The following is a 17,511-nucleotide window of genomic DNA, read 5'->3' as shown; positions in this document are numbered from 1 at the left end:
ATGCATGATTATAAAAAAACTTTAAATTTACCTAAAACAAAATTTTCTATGCGCGCTAATTTAACTCAAAAAGAACCTCAAATTTTAAAAAATTGGTATGAAAATAATCTTTATCAAATAATTAGAAAAAAACAAGAAAATAAAAAAATTTTTTTTCTACATGATGGCCCTCCATATGCTAATGGAAATATTCATATTGGACATGCAGTTAATAAAATTTTGAAAGATATAATAATTAAATCAAAAAATTTATCTGGTTTTGATGCTCCATATATACCATCATGGGATTGTCATGGATTACCTATTGAACAAAAAATTGAAGAAAAATTAGGTATACATAAAAACACAATAGATACGTTAAAATTTCAAGAAAAATGTAGAAAATATGCAGAAAATCAAGTAAAAAAACAAAAAAAAGACTTTATTAGACTAGGAGTAATTGGAGATTGGGACAATGCTCATCTTACAATGGATTACAAAAACGAAGCAAATATAATAAAAACACTTGCTAAAATTATTGAAAAAAAATACTTATATAGAGATTTTAAACCTGTATATTGGTGTTTAAAATGTCAATCATCTTTATCTGATGCAGAAATTGAATATTCTAATAAAACATCAGACGCAATTTTTGTTGCAATAAAAAGCAATGATAAAAATTTAAAAAAAATATTTAATATACATATATTAAATAATAAAGAAATATATTTACCTATTTGGACAACTACTCCATGGACACTTCCATCTAGCCAAGCTATTACAGTACACCCTAACTTTAGGTATGATGTAATTGAAACTGAACAATATAATTTAATTATAGCTAAAGAGTTGGTTAAAAATACACTTAATATTTTAAAAATAAAAAATTGGAAATATTTAGTTTCTATTGAAGGTAAAAAACTAGAAGGAATAAAATTTTTACATCCATTTTTAAAAAATATTAAATTACCTGTAATATTAGGCAAACATGTTACTCTTGAAGCAGGTACAGGTGCAGTTCATACTGCACCAGATCATGGACAAGATGACTACACTATTTGTCAAAAATACAACATCAATACAATAAATTTAATTAATTATAAGGGTGATTTTAAAAAAAATGTACACCCGAAATTAGATGGTATCAATATTTTTAAATCTAATGAAATTATTATTAAATTATTAATTGATTCTAATTGCTTATTACATCATAACTCTTTAAATCATAGTTACCCACATTGTTGGAGACACAAAACTCCTATTATATTTCGAGCTACTCCACAATGGTTTATTAATATTAACAAAAATAATTTTCGTTTCAATACTATTAAAGAAGTTAAAAAAGTTTCATGGATTCCTCAATGGGGCAAGTCTAGAATTGAAGAAATGATAAAAAACAGACCTGATTGGTGTATTTCAAGACAAAGAAAATGGGGTGTTCCAATGTCTATTTTTATACACAAAAAAACAGGTCAAATACATCCTCAAAACTCTTTAATAATGAAAAAAATAATTAAAAAAGTGGAACTAGAAGGTATTCAGGTATGGTGGAATATTGATTTAAAAGAAATATTAGGTATAGAGTATAATCTATACGATCAAATTTTTGATATATTAGATGTCTGGTTTGAATCAGGAAATACTCATACATCAATAGAATATAAAAACAAACAAAATATAATAAATCGTGCAGATATGTTTTTAGAAGGTTCTGATCAACATAGAGGTTGGTTTATGTCATCATTGATGATATCAATGTTAATTACTCAAAAAGCACCTTATTCAGAAGTTTTAACACATGGATTTGTAGTTGATGGAAAAGGACAAAAAATGTCTAAATCTATAGGTAATACTATTAGTCCTAACGATATAATCAATACGTTAGGTGCAGATATTTTAAGGCTTTGGGTGGCTTCATCAAACTATTCTAATGATATTTCTATTTCGAATGAAATTTTAAAAAGAACATCAGATATTTATCGAAGAATCAGAAATACAGCACGTTTTATGTTAGCTAATATAAATGATTTTAATCCAGATAAAAATATTGTGTCTCAAAAAAATATGATTCATTTAGATCAGTGGGCTGTTTCTCATACGAAAATAGTACAAGAAGAAATTATTACATTTTATAACAAATATAATTTCCATGGAGTCATACAAAGATTAATGCATTTTTGTTCTATTGAAATGGGGTCTTTTTATCTTGATATTATCAAAGATAGACAATATACTTTACAAAAAAATAGTTTAGAACGAAGAAGCTGTCAAACAGCAATATATTATATAATTCATGCGCTTGTTAGATGGATATCACCTATATTATCATTTACTGCTAATGAAATATGGGACTATTTACCTGGAAAACATTCGAAATATGTATTTACAGAAGAATGGTTCGATAAATTGTTTGATTTAAATATTAATACTGTATTTAATCATCAATTCTGGAATGAAATAATAGCAATTAAAAATGAAATAAATAAATTTATAGAAGAAGAAATAAAAAATAAACAAATAAATAATTCATTAGAAGCATCTATTATATTATATGTAAGACCCGAAATAAAAGAAAAATTAAATCTTTTAGGAGATGAATTAAAATTTATATTTCTAACATCTCATGTTGTAGTTGAAAATTACGATGTAGCTCCAAAAAATACAAAAACAAGTCTTTTATTTTCTAAATTTAAAATTTCTTTAAAAAAAAGCAAAGAAAAAAAATGTCAAAGATGTTGGCATTATAACATTTCAAATCTTAATCAAAATAACCATGAAATTTGTACACGTTGTATTTCTAATACTCAAGGAAATGGTGAAAAACGAATTTTTATATGAAAAAAATATATAAAAAATATTTTTTAATTACAATATTTCTCTTAATGATAGATATTTTTTCTAAGTATTGGATTTTAAATAATTTAGATTTATATGAAATAAAAAAAATTTTATCAGTACTTAATTTATTTCATGTACATAATTACGGTGTTGCTTTTAGCATTTTATCGAATAAAACATTATGGAATAGATGTTTTTTGTCCATATTAAGTACAATTATTGTATTATTAATATTTCAAAAAATTTTAAAATCAAAAAAAAGATATAAAAAATTAGCTTATTGCTTTATTATTTCAGGAGCTATAGGAAATTTAATAGATCGTATTTATTATGGCTTTGTTATAGACTTTATTGATATACATATTAATAACTGGCATTTTGCAACGTGCAATATATCTGATTTTAGTATTTTTATTGGAATAATTATATATATAAAAAATAAATATAAACTTATTTAAAACAATAAATATATTATTTTTTAGATGTTTAATAATAAAATATATTACTTTAATATAAATATGTTTCTGGAGATCTTTTTATAAGTGGATATTTTATTAGCTAATCCAAGAGGTTTTTGTGCAGGTGTTAAAAGAGCTATTTTAATAGTTGAAAACGCTTTAAAAATTTATAAAAAAACTATCTATGTCAAACATGAGTTAGTACATAATAAATATGTTATAAACAAGTTACGTCAAAAAGGAGTAATTTTTGTTGAAAAAATCTCAGATATTCCAAATAAATCAATAGTAGTTTTTTCTGCTCATGGGGTTTCAAAAAAAACCAAAGAAAAGGCTATAAAAAAACAATTAATTATTTTAAATGCAACTTGTCCATTAGTAATGAAAGTACATAAAGAAGTTTCAAAAGCAAGTCAAAAAAATATAGAAACTATTTTTATTGGGCATAAAGGACATCCAGAAGTTATTGGAACAATAGGCCAATATAATAATAAAAATGGAAAAATACATCTTGTTGAATCAATAGAAGATATCAATCAACTATCAATCAAACAAGATACAAAATTGAATTTTTTTACCCAAACAACATTATCTATTAAAAATACTCAATCAATTATTCAATTTTTAAAAAAAAAATTTCCAAATATTTCGGGGCCTAAAAAAGAAGATATATGTTATGCAACAACTAATCGACAAAACGCAATTATTAAATTATCAAAAATGACTGATATGATACTTGTAATAGGTTCTAAAAATTCCTCTAATTCTAATCGTCTTTCTGAATTAAGTAAAGAAACTGGAGTTTTCACTAAACAAATTGAATCATTTTTAGATATTCAAGAAGAATGGATAAAAAATATAAAACATATTGGTATTACAGCAGGTGCATCTGCACCTGAATTTTTAGTAAAACAAGTAATTGTACATTTACAAAAAATGGGTGCTAAAAAATCAAAAGAAATTATTGGAACTGAAGAAAAAACAGTTTTTAATATACCTAAACATTTAATATTTCCATCACATTAAAAAAATTATGAATAAAAAAATAACTCGTATTGCTATTACTGGGGCTTTAGGCCGAATGGGGAAGATGTTAGTTAAGGAAATACACAAAAATAAAAACACTTGCTTAACTACAGCTATAGTAAAAAAAAATCATCCATTAATTAATCATGATATTGGACAAGAAATTGGTATAGGAAATATAGGAGTACTGATAAAAGATGAATTAGATATTAAAAACAACAATTTTGATATTTTAATTGATTTTACAAGTCCTAAAGCAACATTACAATATTTAAAATATTGTCATAACTTTCAAAAAAATATTATCATTGGTACAACTGGGTTCTCAAAAGAAGAAATCAAGATAATTAACTCATATTCAAAAAATATTGCTATATTAATAGCATCTAACTTCAGTATAGGCATAAATTTACTATATGAATTAGTAGAACAAACCACTCGAATTTTAGGTGATAATTCTGATATTGATATTTTAGAATTTCATCATCGTAATAAAATTGATATTCCTTCAGGTACAGCAATAACTATTGGCGAAAGTATATCAAAAATTATGCAATGGGATTTAAATAAAAATTCATTGTATTATAAAAAAGGTCTAACAAAGATTAGAGAATGTAAAAAAATTGGGTTTTCTAGTATAAGATCAGGTAATATTGTTGGTAAACATTCAGTGCTTTTTACAAACTCTGAAGAAGAAATTAATATTACGCATACAGCATTTGATAGAAGATCTTTTGCTAAAGGCGCTATTCAATCAGCTCTTTGGGTCTGTTTAAAAAATAAAGGATTATTTAATATGAAAGATTTTTTAAAAAATATATATTAAATTTTTACTTAAAAAAATAAGTTATTACATTTATATCTTTAAAAAATTAAATCTTTTAAAAAATTAAGATACACAAAATATTTATTACGATAAATAGACAAAAATATTAATTTTAGTTAAAATAAAATTTAATTTTTCAAAATATTTTACTTATTATTTTAAATTGAATCAATATTAAAAAATTTTTTGGAGGGTGCTTTGGGCCAATCAGCAGTATTAGTTTTAGAAGATGGCACTAGATTTCACGGACGTTCTATTGGAGCTAACGGAACCACAGTAGGAGAAGTTGTTTTCAATACATCAATAACTGGGTACCAAGAAATAATCACTGACCCTTCTTACGCAAATCAAATTGTAACACTAACACATCCTCATATCGGAAATATTGGTACTAATCATAACGATGAAGAATCATCAAAAATTCATATAAGAGGTTTAATTATTCGTGATATGTCTCCAATATCTAGTAATTATCGCAGTGAAAAAAGCTTTTCTTCTTATTTAAAAGAAAATAATATTATTGCAATATCTGATATTGATACAAGAAAATTAACACGTATTTTACGAATGAAAGGATCTCAAAATGGATGTATTATAGAAGATAAAAAAGAAAATTATATTATAGCACATGAAAAAGCAAAAAATTGTTTAAGTTTACAAGGACTAGATTTAGCACGAAAGGTAACTACTAAAGTTATTTATAACTGGGATGAAAATAGTTATGTAATTAATAAACAACAATTATATTCCAAAAAAAAATTTTTATTTCATATTATTGTATATGATTTTGGTGTTAAACGAAATATCTTACGTATGCTAGTAGATCGAGGCTGCTATTTAACTATAGTACCTGCTACAACTAGTGCAAAAAAAGTATTAGATTTAGCTCCCGATGGAGTTTTTTTATCTAATGGACCAGGTGACCCAAGACCATGTTACTATGCAATTAAATCTATTCAAAATTTTTTAAAAATTAATATTCCAATATTTGGAATATGTTTAGGACATCAATTACTTGCATTAGCTAGTGGAGCTCATATTATTAAAATGAAATTTGGACATCATGGGGGGAACCATCCAGTTAAAGAATTAAAAACAAATCGAGTAATTATTACATCTCAAAATCATAGTTTTACTGTTGATACAAAACATATGCCAAATAATATTTCTATAACACATACTTCTCTTTTTGATGGTACGCTACAAGGATTATGTTTAACTAATAAACCAGCTTTTAGTTTTCAAGGACATCCAGAAGCCAGTCCAGGACCACATGATGCTTCTCATTTATTTGATCATTTTATAAAATTACTTAATCAAGCAAAATTCAGTAATTAATTAGGAAAAAAACATGCCTAAATCTACTGATATAAAATCTATCTTAATTCTTGGTGCAGGTCCTATCGTAATTGGACAAGCATGTGAATTTGATTATTCAGGTGCACAAGCATGTAAAGCACTACATGAAGAAGGTTATAGAATTATTCTCGTTAATTCAAATCCTGCTACTATTATGACTGATCCATATATGGCAGATGCTACATATATTGAACCTATTCATTGGAAAATAGTAAAAAAAATTATAATTAAAGAACGTCCGGATGCATTATTACCAACAATGGGCGGTCAAACTGCACTTAATTGCGCATTAGAACTAAATCGAAGAGGAATATTAAAAAAATTCAATGTTAAAATTATAGGTGCTACTATTGATGCTATTAATAAAGCAGAAGATAGAAAATTATTTGAATTTTCAATGAATAAGCTTAATCTAAAAACTGCAAAATGTGGTATTGCACACAATCTTAAAGAAGCATTATCAGTATTAAAAAATGTAGGATTTCCATGTATTATTAGACCTTCTTTTACTATGGGAGGAAATGGTGGCGGGATTGCTTACAATCAAGAAGAATTTGAAGAAATTTGCGAAAGAGGATTAAAATTATCTCCTACTACTGAACTATTAATCGACGAATCATTAATCGGTTGGAAAGAATATGAAATGGAAGTAGTTCGAGATAAAAATAATAATTGCATTATTGTTTGTTCTATTGAAAATCTTGATCCTATGGGAATTCATACAGGAGATTCAATTACTGTAGCTCCAGCACAAACTTTAACTGATAAAGAATATCAGATTATGAGAAACGCATCTATGGCCATTTTACAAGAAATTGGTGTAGAAACTGGAGGTTCTAATGTGCAATTTGCAATTAATCCTAAAGATGGTCGTATGATAGTTATTGAAATGAATCCGAGGGTTTCTCGTTCTTCTGCATTAGCATCTAAAGCTACAGGATTTCCAATTGCTAAAATAGCTGCAAAATTAGCAGTGGGATATACATTAGATGAACTTGCTAATGATATTACAGGTACAAATACCACAGCATCTTTTGAACCATCTATAGATTATATAGTCACCAAAATTCCTAGATTTAATTTTGAAAAATTTTTAGGATGTAACGATAGATTAACTACTCAAATGAAATCTGTCGGAGAAGTAATGGCAATAGGCAGAACATTTCAAGAATCAATACAAAAAGCGATTCGAGGATTAGAAATTGGAGCAAGCGGTTTTAATTCTAAAATATCTCTATTAGATCCACAATGTTTAATAAAAATTAGACACGAATTAAAAGAAGCTGGTGCTGATCGAATTTGGTATATTGGTGATGCATTTAGGTTAAGAATGTCTATAGAAGAAGTATTTGAATTAACATCAATTGATCCTTGGTTTCTTGTACAAATTCAAGAAATAATTAATCTAGAAGAAAAAATCAAAAAAAATGGATTTATTGGATTAAATTATAAATTTTTATACTTTATTAAAAGAAAAGGTTTTTCCGATTTACGTATAGCAATATTAACTAATACAACAGAGTATAATATACGTCGTCTTAGATATAAATTAAATTTACATCCTGTTTATAAAAGAATTGATACATGTTCAGCTGAATTTTCCACTGAAACAGCATATATGTATTCTACTTGGGAAGATGAATGTGAATCTAATCCAACTAAAAATAATAAAAAAATTATTATAATAGGAGGAGGTCCTAATAGAATAGGACAGGGGATAGAATTTGATTATTGCTGTGTGCATGCAGCTCAAGCATTAAGAGAAGACGGCTTTGAAGCAATTATGATTAATTGTAATCCAGAAACAGTATCTACAGATTATGATATATCTGATCGACTTTACTTTGAACCAATTACATTAGAAAATATTTTAGAAATAGTTAAAATCGAAAAACCTAATGGAGTAATTGTCCAGTATGGAGGACAAACACCATTAAAATTAGCAAAAGAATTCGAAAAAGAAGGAATTCCTATTATCGGTACTAAACCAGATGCTATTGATAAAGCAGAAGATCGAAATCGTTTCCAAGAAATTGTAACAAAATTAAATTTAAAACAACCTTTAAACGCTACTGTATTAACTTTAAAAGAAGCTCATCAAAAAGCACTAAACATTGGTTATCCTATTATGGTTAGACCATCTTATGTTCTAGGTGGTAGAGCAATGGAAATTGTTTATGAACCATCTGAATTAGATAAATATTTTCAAACAATGTTAAAAGAAGATAAAAATACTCCCATTTTACTAGATCAATATTTAAATTATGCTACAGAAGTAGATGTCGATGCTATCTGCGATGGAAAAACAGTTTTAATTGGAGGTATAATGGAACATATTGAACAGGCTGGAGTTCATTCTGGAGATTCAGCATGTTCTTTACCAGCATATACCTTAACAAAAAAAATTCAAGATAAAATTAGGAAACAAGTAAAAAAATTAGCATTTGAATTATCTGTAAAAGGATTAATGAATGTTCAATTCGCAATTAAAGACAATGAAATATATATTATTGAAGTAAATCCAAGAGCATCTAGGACTGTTCCATTTATATCAAAAGCAATAGGATTAGCACTTGCAAAAATATCTGTACGTGTTATGTATGGTAAAACATTAGAAGAACAGGGGTTCATGAAAGAAATTATTCCATCATTCTTTTCAGTAAAAGAAGCCGTTTTGCCTTTTGATAAATTTCAAGGTGTAGATCCTATATTAGGACCAGAAATGAGATCAACAGGAGAGGTAATGGGTATTGGAAAAAATTTTTCAGAAGCATTTTCTAAAGCAATGCTTAGTGCTCATACAAATATGAAAAAATCAGGTCGTGTATTACTTTCAGTAAGAAATAACGATAAAAAAAATATTGCAAATTTAGCAGTAAAATTACAAAAATTTGGTTTTAAAATTGATGCCACTAAAGGTACATCTATAGCTTTAAAAAAATCTGGAATTATATCTAGATTAGTAAATAAAGTACACGAGGGTAGACCTCATATTCAAGATCGTCTAAAAAATGGAGAATATGTATATATTGTAAATACCACATCTTGTCGTCAAGGTATAAAGGATGCAAAGCTCATCTGTCGAAGTGCTTTACAATATAAAGTTCACTATGATACTACTATTAATGGAGCATTTGCAACAGTCATGGCATTAAATGAAGATCCAACAAAAAACATTAGATCACTACAAGAAATTCATAAAAAAATAAATTTAAAACATTAAATTGATCTTCACTCACTAAAGTAATTTTTATAAATATGTTGTAAAACATATTTATAACTCTTAACAAAAATTTTAAAATATGAATATTAGTCTAATTGCAGCCATTTCTAATAATCTAGTTATTGGAAATAAAAATAAAATACCCTGGAATCTTCCAGAAGATTTAAAATGGTTTAAAAAAAATACAATTTATAAGAATATTATTATGGGACGTTTAACTTGGGAATCCATTGTAAATTTTTTACCTATGCGAACTAATATAGTTATTAGCCGGAAAAAAATTGTTAAAAAAAATATTATATGGGCAAACTCAATTCAAAACGCTATAATTTCTACTACATATTCGAAATACAATCAAAACCAAGAAGTAATGGTTATTGGAGGAGGTGAAATATATAAACAAATGTTGTTTTACGCTAATAAATTATATTTAACTCACGTTAATTGTAATATTATTGGAGATTCATATTTTCCAAAATATAAACTATATAAAAATTGGAAAACAATATTTAAAAAACAATTCTTTAAAGATAAAAAACATTCTTACGATTTTTATTTTGAAATATTAGTAAGATGATATTTATTAATAAATTTTTATATTCATATTTATATAATATATCTTATTTTTGATAATCTTGATAAAAATATTTTTTATCTTCCCATCTTAACATTAATAATTCTCCACCCCAACAACAACCTTGATCTAATGGGAAAAATTGATTAGGAACATTTGTACCTTTTAAAGAAGACCAATGTCCAAAAATAATAGAATATTTTTCTATAAATTTATTTGATATAACAAACCATGGCAATAATGGATATTGAACAACATTAGGAGATTCTTTACATATAAGATTTAATTTTCCATTGGGATAACAATATCTCATACGTGTAAAAACATTAATACTATATCGTAATCGATTAATTTTTTCAAAATGATCATCCCAATAATCGATCTTATTATTAAAAACAGAATCTAAAAATAAAGGATAATTTTTACTTAATAAAGCTTTTTTAATTTCTAAAGAACATTTTTTAACTGTTTCAAGATTCCATTGTGGACTGATTCCTGCATGTACCATAATAATTTTCTGAATTTCATCAATTTGTAAAATAGATTGAGAACGTAACCAATTTATTAATTTATGACTATCTTTAGCCGATAAAAAATCATCAAAACAATTTTCTTTTTTATTTTTTTGAACACCAGAATAAACTGCAATTAAATTTAAATCATGATTTCCAAGTGATATCTTTATTCTATCTTTTATAGAATATAGATATCTCATTACTTCTAATGAGTTTGGACCTCTAGAAACTAAATCACCTGCAATCCATAAGTAATCTGTTTTTATATTAAAATTTGATTTTTTTAAAAGTAGTTTAAATTCTTTGTAACAACCGTGAATATCACTAATAAAATAAATACTCATTTCATTTCACTTAGAATATAAAAAGATATATTAAAATTAAATATAATTTTGATAAATATTGTTTTCTATCATATAATTAGATAACTTACAATATTGCAGTATAGAAATATTTTCTGGTCTTAATCTTGGATTGATATCCAATGTTATTAATACTTTTTCAGAAAATATTTGTCCTAAACTATGACGTAATATTTTTCTTCTCTTTTGAAAAGCCAAATTTGTAATATAACTCAAAACTCTTACATCATGAGTAAAATAAGGGTAATAATTAGTAGCATAAGGTGTTAAATTAATAAATATCGAATCGACTTGAGGAACTGGTCTAAAACATTTTGGAGAAACATTTAGTAATTTTGTCATATTACAATAATATTGAGCAATAATACTTAAACGACCATATGATTTACTGCCTGGAGAAGCAATTAAACGTTCAGCAACTTCTTTTTGTAACATAAAATTCATATCTTTAATTATTTGAATTTTTTGAAATAAATATAGTATTAAAGATGTAGAAATATTGTATGGTAAATTTCCAAAAACTCGAATTAATTGATTTTTTTTATTAAACAACTCTAAATAATCAAATGTTAACGCATCTTGATGAAATACTACTAATTTTGAATAAAACGAAAATTTTTTTAATCGTTCTAATAAAGAATAATCGATTTCAACAATAATTAGCTCATTTATTAAATGACAAATAGGTCGAGTTAATGCAGCTAATCCAGGTCCAATTTCAACTAATGTTTCGTTTAATTTCGGATTAATAAATTCAATTATTTTTTTTATTATATTAGAATCTATAAGAAAATTTTGACTAAATTTTTTAAGAGGAATATGTTTTTTCATTTGAATTTTTATTAACTTAAAATATTATAAAATTTTTAATTTTTAAAAGTACATTATTTACTTTTTTAATTACTTGATTATTTACATCTTTTCTAAATATTTAAAAAATATTTATATATGATAATTGTTTAAGTTTATTAATCCAATTTGTTTTTTCTATTTTTATTTTATGTTGTAATAAATTTTTATAAATTTTTTCTTTTTCTATTTTCCATGTTTCATCTATTTGACGTTTTTCTAACAATTTAATTATATGCCATCCGATACTAGATTTAATTGGTTTACTAATTTCTTGTTTATTTAAATGTTTTAAAACATTTTTAAAAACACCATCAAATGATTTGTTTGATATCCAACCTAAATCACCTTTTTTATGGGATGAATAAACATCATGAGATAAATTTTTAACAGCATATTGAAAACTATAATTTTTTGTTTTTATATTATTGTATATTTCAAAAATATCTTTTTTTGCCTGTATATTATTTAAATAAATTGAAGGACGTATTAAACAATGCTGAATATGAAATTCAGTTATTATTTTTTTAGAACTATTATTTTCAATATCATCAACTTTTATAATATAAAAACCTTTTGGACCTAAAATAGGGCCTAATATTTTGTTTTTTTGGGTAATATGAATTTTATTACAAAACAATTCTTTAAAATGCTTTAAAGGTTTTGATGATGCATTTTCAACTAAAAAAATATTTTTATTTTTTTTAAAAATTCCATAAAAGTAATCAAAATTAGAATGATCATTAATTATTTTAATAAGATTATTAATTAGTGTTCTTTTGTTTTTAATTGTTTTATTATTTTCTATTTTTGAAAAAGGTAAAATAATAAATTTTAAATTAATTTTTTTTAAATCATTTCTTTGTTCTATTCGTTGTTTTAATAAATAATATATTTCTTCTTGAGATATATGAATATGATTATTTAATATGTAATCTTGTAACATTTTAATTTTTAATGATTTTTTAAAGTTATTTATATAATCTTCATAAGTAAAAAAATCATTAGTGTTATTTAATATAATACTATCTTTTAATTCCTTTAAAGTAATATGTTTTTTAAAAGCAATCTTTCTAAGTATAATATCCACTTGAGCATCAGAAACTGTAATATTAAACTTATTTGCTTCTTCTAAAATCAAGGTATCTACAATTAATTTTTCTAATATTTTATCTCTTAAAAAATTAATTTTTAAAGGCAATGTAATGATATTTTTTTCTTGTTTAAGATAAAAAAGAATTTGGTTCACATCGCTATTTAATATAGCTTGATTATTTACAACAGCAAGAACTTTGTCTATTTCTAAAGTTTTAGAAAAACAATTTGAAAAAAAACTTGAAAAGACATAGAAAATTAAAATAAAAAATACTCTCATTTTTATTCTTCTTTAAATTTTAAATTTTTTATTATGATGATTTTTACATTATAAATGATATTTTATATTATAATGATATTCTATATTATAATGATATTCTAATATAGAATCTTTTAATTTTAATTAAAAAATTTTTGAATTTATTTAATTTAAATAAATTTTTTAAAATATTTTCTTGAGATTTTTTTAAAAAAAATATAAAGTATAAAATAAAAAAATTTAATTTTAAAAAATATTACAACTTAATTTCAAATTATCATAAATATAACAAAATAACAATTTAATGGATATTTTATGGAATATTGGTTAACATCTTTAATAACACATTCTTTAATATATTCACTATTTATAGTAGGTATAGTGTCTTTTTTAGAATCTCTTGCATTAGTTGGACTATTACTTCCCGGAATAGTATTAATGGCAACATTAGGCACATTTATAGGTAATGGAAAATTACCTTTCTATCCTGCTTGGATTTCCGGAATTATCGGGTGTTTATTAGGAGACTGGTTGTCATATTATGTTGGACTATACTTTAAAAACTGGTTGCATAATCTTTCTTTTCTAAAAAAACACTATAAAATACTTGAAAAAACTAAAATATTATTACATAAACATAGTATGTTAACAATATTAATTGGTCGATTTATAGGACCAACTAGACCATTAATTCCTATGGTTTCTGGTATGTTAAAATTACCATTAAAGAAATTTATTTTACCTAGTTTAATAGGATGTATATTATGGCCTCCAGTATATTTTTTTCCAGGAATTATTGCAGGTATCACTATTAATATACCTACAAATTCCGATAATAACTATTTTAAATGGTTTTTATTAATTATTGCTGTTTTAATTTGGATAGGGATATGGTTGACATCAAAATGGTGGAAAATAAGACATATAAAGAACAAAGATAACATGAATATTATCCAAAAAAACATTGGGTTCATAGCATTAACGGTTTTATTATTTGGGATTATTGGGTTAGTATTAATACAGTTTCATCCTACAATGTTAATTTTTAGACAAGTACTATCGACTATATTGTAATTTATAGTTATATTTTATTATTTGAATTTATTTTTAAAAAAATTTGTTATTAAACATATAAAAAATCAATATGCAACAATTTTAATTTAAACGCGTGTCGTTGTATACATTGCACTTTAACTTTGTATTTTTTATCTTTAATCAATAATATTAATATATCATTATAAAAATCTATTTTTTTTTGCAAATTAAAAACAGGATCATGATCTAATATTAAAGACATAGGCGTTTTATTTAAACCATATAAAATAGCTGGAAATTTATTTTTAATACGTAATTTTCGACTAAAACTTTTTCCTTTTTTATCTCTTATTTCTGCATTGATAATTAACATGATATTTTCTCTTATATAATAATATATATATTTAAAAAGTAAAAATAAGTATTATTTTCTTAACGATTTTAACCAATCAATTTCTTTCGACCATATCTTAGGATTGCTCGTTTCTAATATCATTGGAATATCAAAAAAATGTTTATTTTGCATAATCCATTCAAATACTAAAACTCCTATTTTACCTAAACCCAAACTTTCATGTCGATCAATACGGCTATTAAAATCTCTTTTCGAATCATTTAGATGAAAACCTTTTAAATATTTTAATCCTATTAAATCAAAAAATTTATTAAAGGTATTTTTACAATTTTCTTTTGTTCTCAAATCATATCCTGATGCAAACAAATGACAAGTATCAAGACAAACTCCGACTCTAGATTGATTATCTATTTTATTAATAATTGTAGATAAATGCTCAAAACAATATCCAACATTAGTACCTTGACCTGCAGTGTTCTCTATAACAGCTATTATATTTTTAGTTTTTTCTAAAGCTATATTAATTGATTCAGATATTCTTGATAAACAATCTATTTCGGATATTTTATTCAAATGACTACCTGGGTGAAAATTTAAAAAACGTAGACCTAATTCATCACAACGTCTTATTTCATCTATAAATGCTATACGAGATTTTTTTAATAAATTATTATCAGGATGACCTAAATTAATTAAATAACTACTATGAGGTAAAATTTTTTCAAAAAAGAAATTATATTTAATACAAGCTTTTTTGAAATCATCTATATTTATTTTACTTAATGGAAATGTAGACCATTGAAGCTGATTTTTAGTAAAAAATGAAAAAGTTGTAGCTTTTAATTGAAACGCTCGAAAAACTGCTTTTTCTACACCACCTGCAGCACTAACATGCGCACCAATATATTTCATATTCACTTTTCCACAAAATTTAAAAGAATTAAATGTTAACTTTATTTTATTAAAAATTTATTTAAATATCAAAATATTTATAAATTTAAAATCATATAATACTGAGAAATAATATTTTAATCAATCAAATAAATAGAATATATATATTCTTATATATTATTCTTATAAAAAAATTCATCACGAATACTTTTTTCATTTTTAAATACACCTTGTAAAGATGAAGTTATAGCTGTACTATTAACATCACAAATGCCACGTGCTTTAACACAAAAATGATTCATATAAATAACAATCGCAACATTTTCAGTATTTAATAAAACTTGTAATACTACCAATATTTGTTTAGTTAAACGTTCTTGAATTTGAGGTCGTTTCGAATAAAATTGAACAATTCTATTTATTTTAGATAATCCAATAATTTTATCTTTAGGAATATATGCAATAGTAGCTTTTCCATGCATAGTAATAAAATGATGTTCACAAGTACTCATTAATATTATATCACGAACAATAATCATATCATTTGATTTAATGGTATTTTCTATTAATGTAATTTTAGGAAAGTTTTGATAATCTAGACCTGAAAAAATTTCATAATTATACATTTTTGATATACGAGTTGGAGTGTCTTTTAAACTATCATTTTTTAAATCTAAATTTAAAATATACATAATTTTATATATATATTTTGCGATTAACAATTCCCTTTTTTTTTCTTTTATGCCATTGTATTCGTTTAAAATAGGATTTTCTAATCCTTTTAATATTAAAGCATTACGTGCTAATTTAGCTTCTTTGCTAATTTTAGTCATATTTGAACTTCTCCTATTAAAAAAATTATATTTTATATACAATTTTTTATCTATAAAATATATAGATTAAAAATATCATTATATATAATATATATGTATAAATACTATTCTTCTTAAAGGTATAAAATGAACAATTATTACAATACTTTTTATAATTTAATTCAAATTTTAAAAAAATACTGGATAGAACAAGAATGTATTATTTTCCAACCATTAGATTTACCAATGGGAGCAGGTACATTTCATAATATAACATTTTTAGGAACGATCGGCCCTAAACCCATTAAAGCCGCCTATGTACAATATTGTCGACGACCAACTGATGGAAGATATGGAAAAAATCCAAATCGTTTACAAAGTTATTATCAATTTCAAGTAATTATTAAACCGCCAGTTAAAAACATTCAAAATATGTATTTAGAATCGTTAAATTTACTTAAAATAGATGAAAAAAATAACGATATACGTTTTATAGAAGATAATTGGGAAAACCCTACTTTAGGTGCATGGGGAGTTGGATGGGAGGTACGGCTTAATGGAATGGAAATTACTCAGTTCACTTATTTTCAGCAAGTTGGCGGAATAGAATGCAATCCTGTAACCATAGAAATTACATATGGCTTAGAAAGAATAGCAATGCATATGCAAAATCAATCAAATGTATATAATTTAATTTGGCATTCAAATAAATTTCAAACAATCACTTATGGTGATATTTTTAAACAAAATGAAATAGAACAATCTAAGTATAATTTTGAATATTCAAATATTGATTTATTATTTGAATATTTTGAAAAATATATGCTTGAAGCAAATAATTTAATCAATTTAAAAAAACCATTACTATTAGTAGCATATGAAAAAATGTTACAAGCCAATCATATATTTAACTTATTAGATGCAAGAAAAGCAATATCTTCTAGCGAACGCCAAAATTATATTTTAAAAATTAGAAAATTAAATAAACAAATTGCAAAAAAATATTTAAATTCCTAAGACAATTAAAATATGATTTATATTAAATGTAAAAGAGA

Annotated in this window: 15 protein-coding genes; 9 read left to right on the top strand and 6 right to left on the bottom strand. The window is 24.2% G+C overall.

The annotated features are described in order from the left end of the window. The 7 genes from ileS (at position 1) to folA (ending at position 10,286) form a co-directional block, all read left to right on the top strand. Complete coding sequence (ileS, locus tag D9V62_RS00755; protein WP_158340334.1) at positions 1 to 2,817, top strand: isoleucine--tRNA ligase; 2,817 nt, start codon at positions 1 to 3, stop codon at positions 2,815 to 2,817. After that, the gene (lspA, locus tag D9V62_RS00750) at positions 2,814 to 3,275 is read left to right on the top strand and encodes a signal peptidase II (RefSeq protein WP_158339916.1); all 462 of its coding nucleotides are present in this window, start codon (positions 2,814 to 2,816) and stop codon (positions 3,273 to 3,275) included. The genes ileS and lspA overlap by 4 nt, the downstream gene beginning before the upstream one ends. Before the next feature lie 84 nt (positions 3,276 to 3,359). Beyond that, positions 3,360 to 4,301, top strand: coding sequence for a 4-hydroxy-3-methylbut-2-enyl diphosphate reductase (gene ispH / locus D9V62_RS00745; protein ID WP_158339915.1), 942 nt, complete (start codon positions 3,360 to 3,362; stop codon positions 4,299 to 4,301). Positions 4,302 to 4,308: 7 nt separating this feature from the next. Beyond that, positions 4,309 to 5,127, top strand: coding sequence for a 4-hydroxy-tetrahydrodipicolinate reductase (gene dapB / locus D9V62_RS00740; protein ID WP_158339914.1), 819 nt, complete (start codon positions 4,309 to 4,311; stop codon positions 5,125 to 5,127). A gap of 198 nt (positions 5,128 to 5,325) precedes the next feature. Beyond that, the gene (gene carA / locus D9V62_RS00735; protein ID WP_261979504.1) at positions 5,326 to 6,465 is read left to right on the top strand and encodes a glutamine-hydrolyzing carbamoyl-phosphate synthase small subunit; all 1,140 of its coding nucleotides are present in this window, start codon (positions 5,326 to 5,328) and stop codon (positions 6,463 to 6,465) included. A 13-nt stretch (positions 6,466 to 6,478) separates the two neighbouring features. Next, positions 6,479 to 9,709: a carbamoyl-phosphate synthase large subunit gene (gene carB / locus D9V62_RS00730; protein WP_158339912.1), complete on the top strand. Its 3,231-nt coding sequence runs from the start codon at positions 6,479 to 6,481 to the stop codon at positions 9,707 to 9,709. 79 nt (positions 9,710 to 9,788) lie between these two features. Next, entirely contained in the window at positions 9,789 to 10,286 is a 498-nt protein-coding gene (folA, locus tag D9V62_RS00725) for a type 3 dihydrofolate reductase (protein ID WP_158339911.1), read from the top strand. A gap of 43 nt (positions 10,287 to 10,329) precedes the next feature. Here the strand turns inward: folA and D9V62_RS00720 are convergent, their stop codons facing one another. The 3 genes from D9V62_RS00720 to D9V62_RS00710 form a co-directional block, all read right to left on the bottom strand. Beyond that, complete coding sequence (locus D9V62_RS00720) at positions 10,330 to 11,142, bottom strand: symmetrical bis(5'-nucleosyl)-tetraphosphatase (protein ID WP_158339910.1); 813 nt, start codon at positions 11,140 to 11,142, stop codon at positions 10,330 to 10,332. Between the two features lie 36 nt (positions 11,143 to 11,178). Beyond that, positions 11,179 to 11,991 carry a 16S rRNA (adenine(1518)-N(6)/adenine(1519)-N(6))-dimethyltransferase RsmA gene (rsmA, locus tag D9V62_RS00715; RefSeq protein ID WP_158339909.1) on the bottom strand — a complete coding sequence of 271 codons (813 nt, stop codon included), beginning with the start codon at positions 11,989 to 11,991 and terminating at the stop codon, positions 11,179 to 11,181. 100 nt (positions 11,992 to 12,091) lie between these two features. Then, the gene (locus D9V62_RS00710; RefSeq protein WP_158339908.1) at positions 12,092 to 13,384 is read right to left on the bottom strand and encodes a peptidylprolyl isomerase; all 1,293 of its coding nucleotides are present in this window, start codon (positions 13,382 to 13,384) and stop codon (positions 12,092 to 12,094) included. A 294-nt stretch (positions 13,385 to 13,678) separates the two neighbouring features. Between D9V62_RS00710 and D9V62_RS00705 the strand changes: the two genes are divergently transcribed. After that, positions 13,679 to 14,437: a DedA family protein gene (locus D9V62_RS00705; protein WP_158339907.1), complete on the top strand. Its 759-nt coding sequence runs from the start codon at positions 13,679 to 13,681 to the stop codon at positions 14,435 to 14,437. Positions 14,438 to 14,486: 49 nt separating this feature from the next. On the opposite strand, the gene rplY is transcribed toward D9V62_RS00705, so the two are convergent. From rplY to folE, 3 genes are all read right to left on the bottom strand, one after another. Then, complete coding sequence (gene rplY, locus D9V62_RS00700) at positions 14,487 to 14,771, bottom strand: 50S ribosomal protein L25 (RefSeq protein WP_158339906.1); 285 nt, start codon at positions 14,769 to 14,771, stop codon at positions 14,487 to 14,489. Positions 14,772 to 14,822: 51 nt separating this feature from the next. Then, on the bottom strand, positions 14,823 to 15,665 hold the full coding sequence (gene nfo / locus D9V62_RS00695) for a deoxyribonuclease IV (RefSeq protein ID WP_158339905.1): 843 nt from the start codon (positions 15,663 to 15,665) through the stop codon (positions 14,823 to 14,825). Positions 15,666 to 15,814: 149 nt separating this feature from the next. Beyond that, complete coding sequence (gene folE / locus D9V62_RS00690) at positions 15,815 to 16,477, bottom strand: GTP cyclohydrolase I FolE (protein WP_158339904.1); 663 nt, start codon at positions 16,475 to 16,477, stop codon at positions 15,815 to 15,817. A 126-nt stretch (positions 16,478 to 16,603) separates the two neighbouring features. Here folE and glyQ point away from each other — a divergent pair, with 126 nt between their 5' ends. Beyond that, positions 16,604 to 17,473, top strand: a complete 870-nt coding sequence (glyQ, locus tag D9V62_RS00685) for a glycine--tRNA ligase subunit alpha (RefSeq protein WP_158339903.1) — start codon at positions 16,604 to 16,606, stop codon at positions 17,471 to 17,473. Positions 17,474 to 17,511 lie beyond the last annotated feature (38 nt).

The sequence above is a fragment of the Buchnera aphidicola (Aphis helianthi) genome, assembly GCF_005083845.1.
GTDB lineage: Bacteria > Pseudomonadota > Gammaproteobacteria > Enterobacterales > Enterobacteriaceae > Buchnera > Buchnera aphidicola_AW.
The sequence above is the reverse complement of the archived record's forward strand: the minus strand, read 5'-3'. Positions and strand labels throughout refer to the sequence as shown.

Bases quoted from the DNA above. Each gene is read 5' to 3' on its own strand.
- carB (WP_158339912.1), top strand. From the start codon at position 6,479: ATGCCTAAATCTACTGATATAAAATCTATCTTAATTCTTGGTGCAGGT.
- rplY (WP_158339906.1), bottom strand. From the start codon at position 14,771: ATGTTAATTATCAATGCAGAAATAAGAGATAAAAAAGGAAAAAGTTTT.
- D9V62_RS00720 (WP_158339910.1), bottom strand. From the start codon at position 11,142: ATGAGTATTTATTTTATTAGTGATATTCACGGTTGTTACAAAGAATTT.
- nfo (WP_158339905.1), bottom strand. From the start codon at position 15,665: ATGAAATATATTGGTGCGCATGTTAGTGCTGCAGGTGGTGTAGAAAAA.
- D9V62_RS00705 (WP_158339907.1), top strand. From the start codon at position 13,679: ATGGAATATTGGTTAACATCTTTAATAACACATTCTTTAATATATTCA.
- folE (WP_158339904.1), bottom strand. From the start codon at position 16,477: ATGACTAAAATTAGCAAAGAAGCTAAATTAGCACGTAATGCTTTAATA.
- lspA (WP_158339916.1), top strand. From the start codon at position 2,814: ATGAAAAAAATATATAAAAAATATTTTTTAATTACAATATTTCTCTTA.
- rsmA (WP_158339909.1), bottom strand. From the start codon at position 11,991: ATGAAAAAACATATTCCTCTTAAAAAATTTAGTCAAAATTTTCTTATA.
- glyQ (WP_158339903.1), top strand. From the start codon at position 16,604: ATGAACAATTATTACAATACTTTTTATAATTTAATTCAAATTTTAAAA.
- D9V62_RS00710 (WP_158339908.1), bottom strand. From the start codon at position 13,384: ATGAGAGTATTTTTTATTTTAATTTTCTATGTCTTTTCAAGTTTTTTT.
- folA (WP_158339911.1), top strand. From the start codon at position 9,789: ATGAATATTAGTCTAATTGCAGCCATTTCTAATAATCTAGTTATTGGA.
- ileS (WP_158340334.1), top strand. From the start codon at position 1: ATGCATGATTATAAAAAAACTTTAAATTTACCTAAAACAAAATTTTCT.
- dapB (WP_158339914.1), top strand. From the start codon at position 4,309: ATGAATAAAAAAATAACTCGTATTGCTATTACTGGGGCTTTAGGCCGA.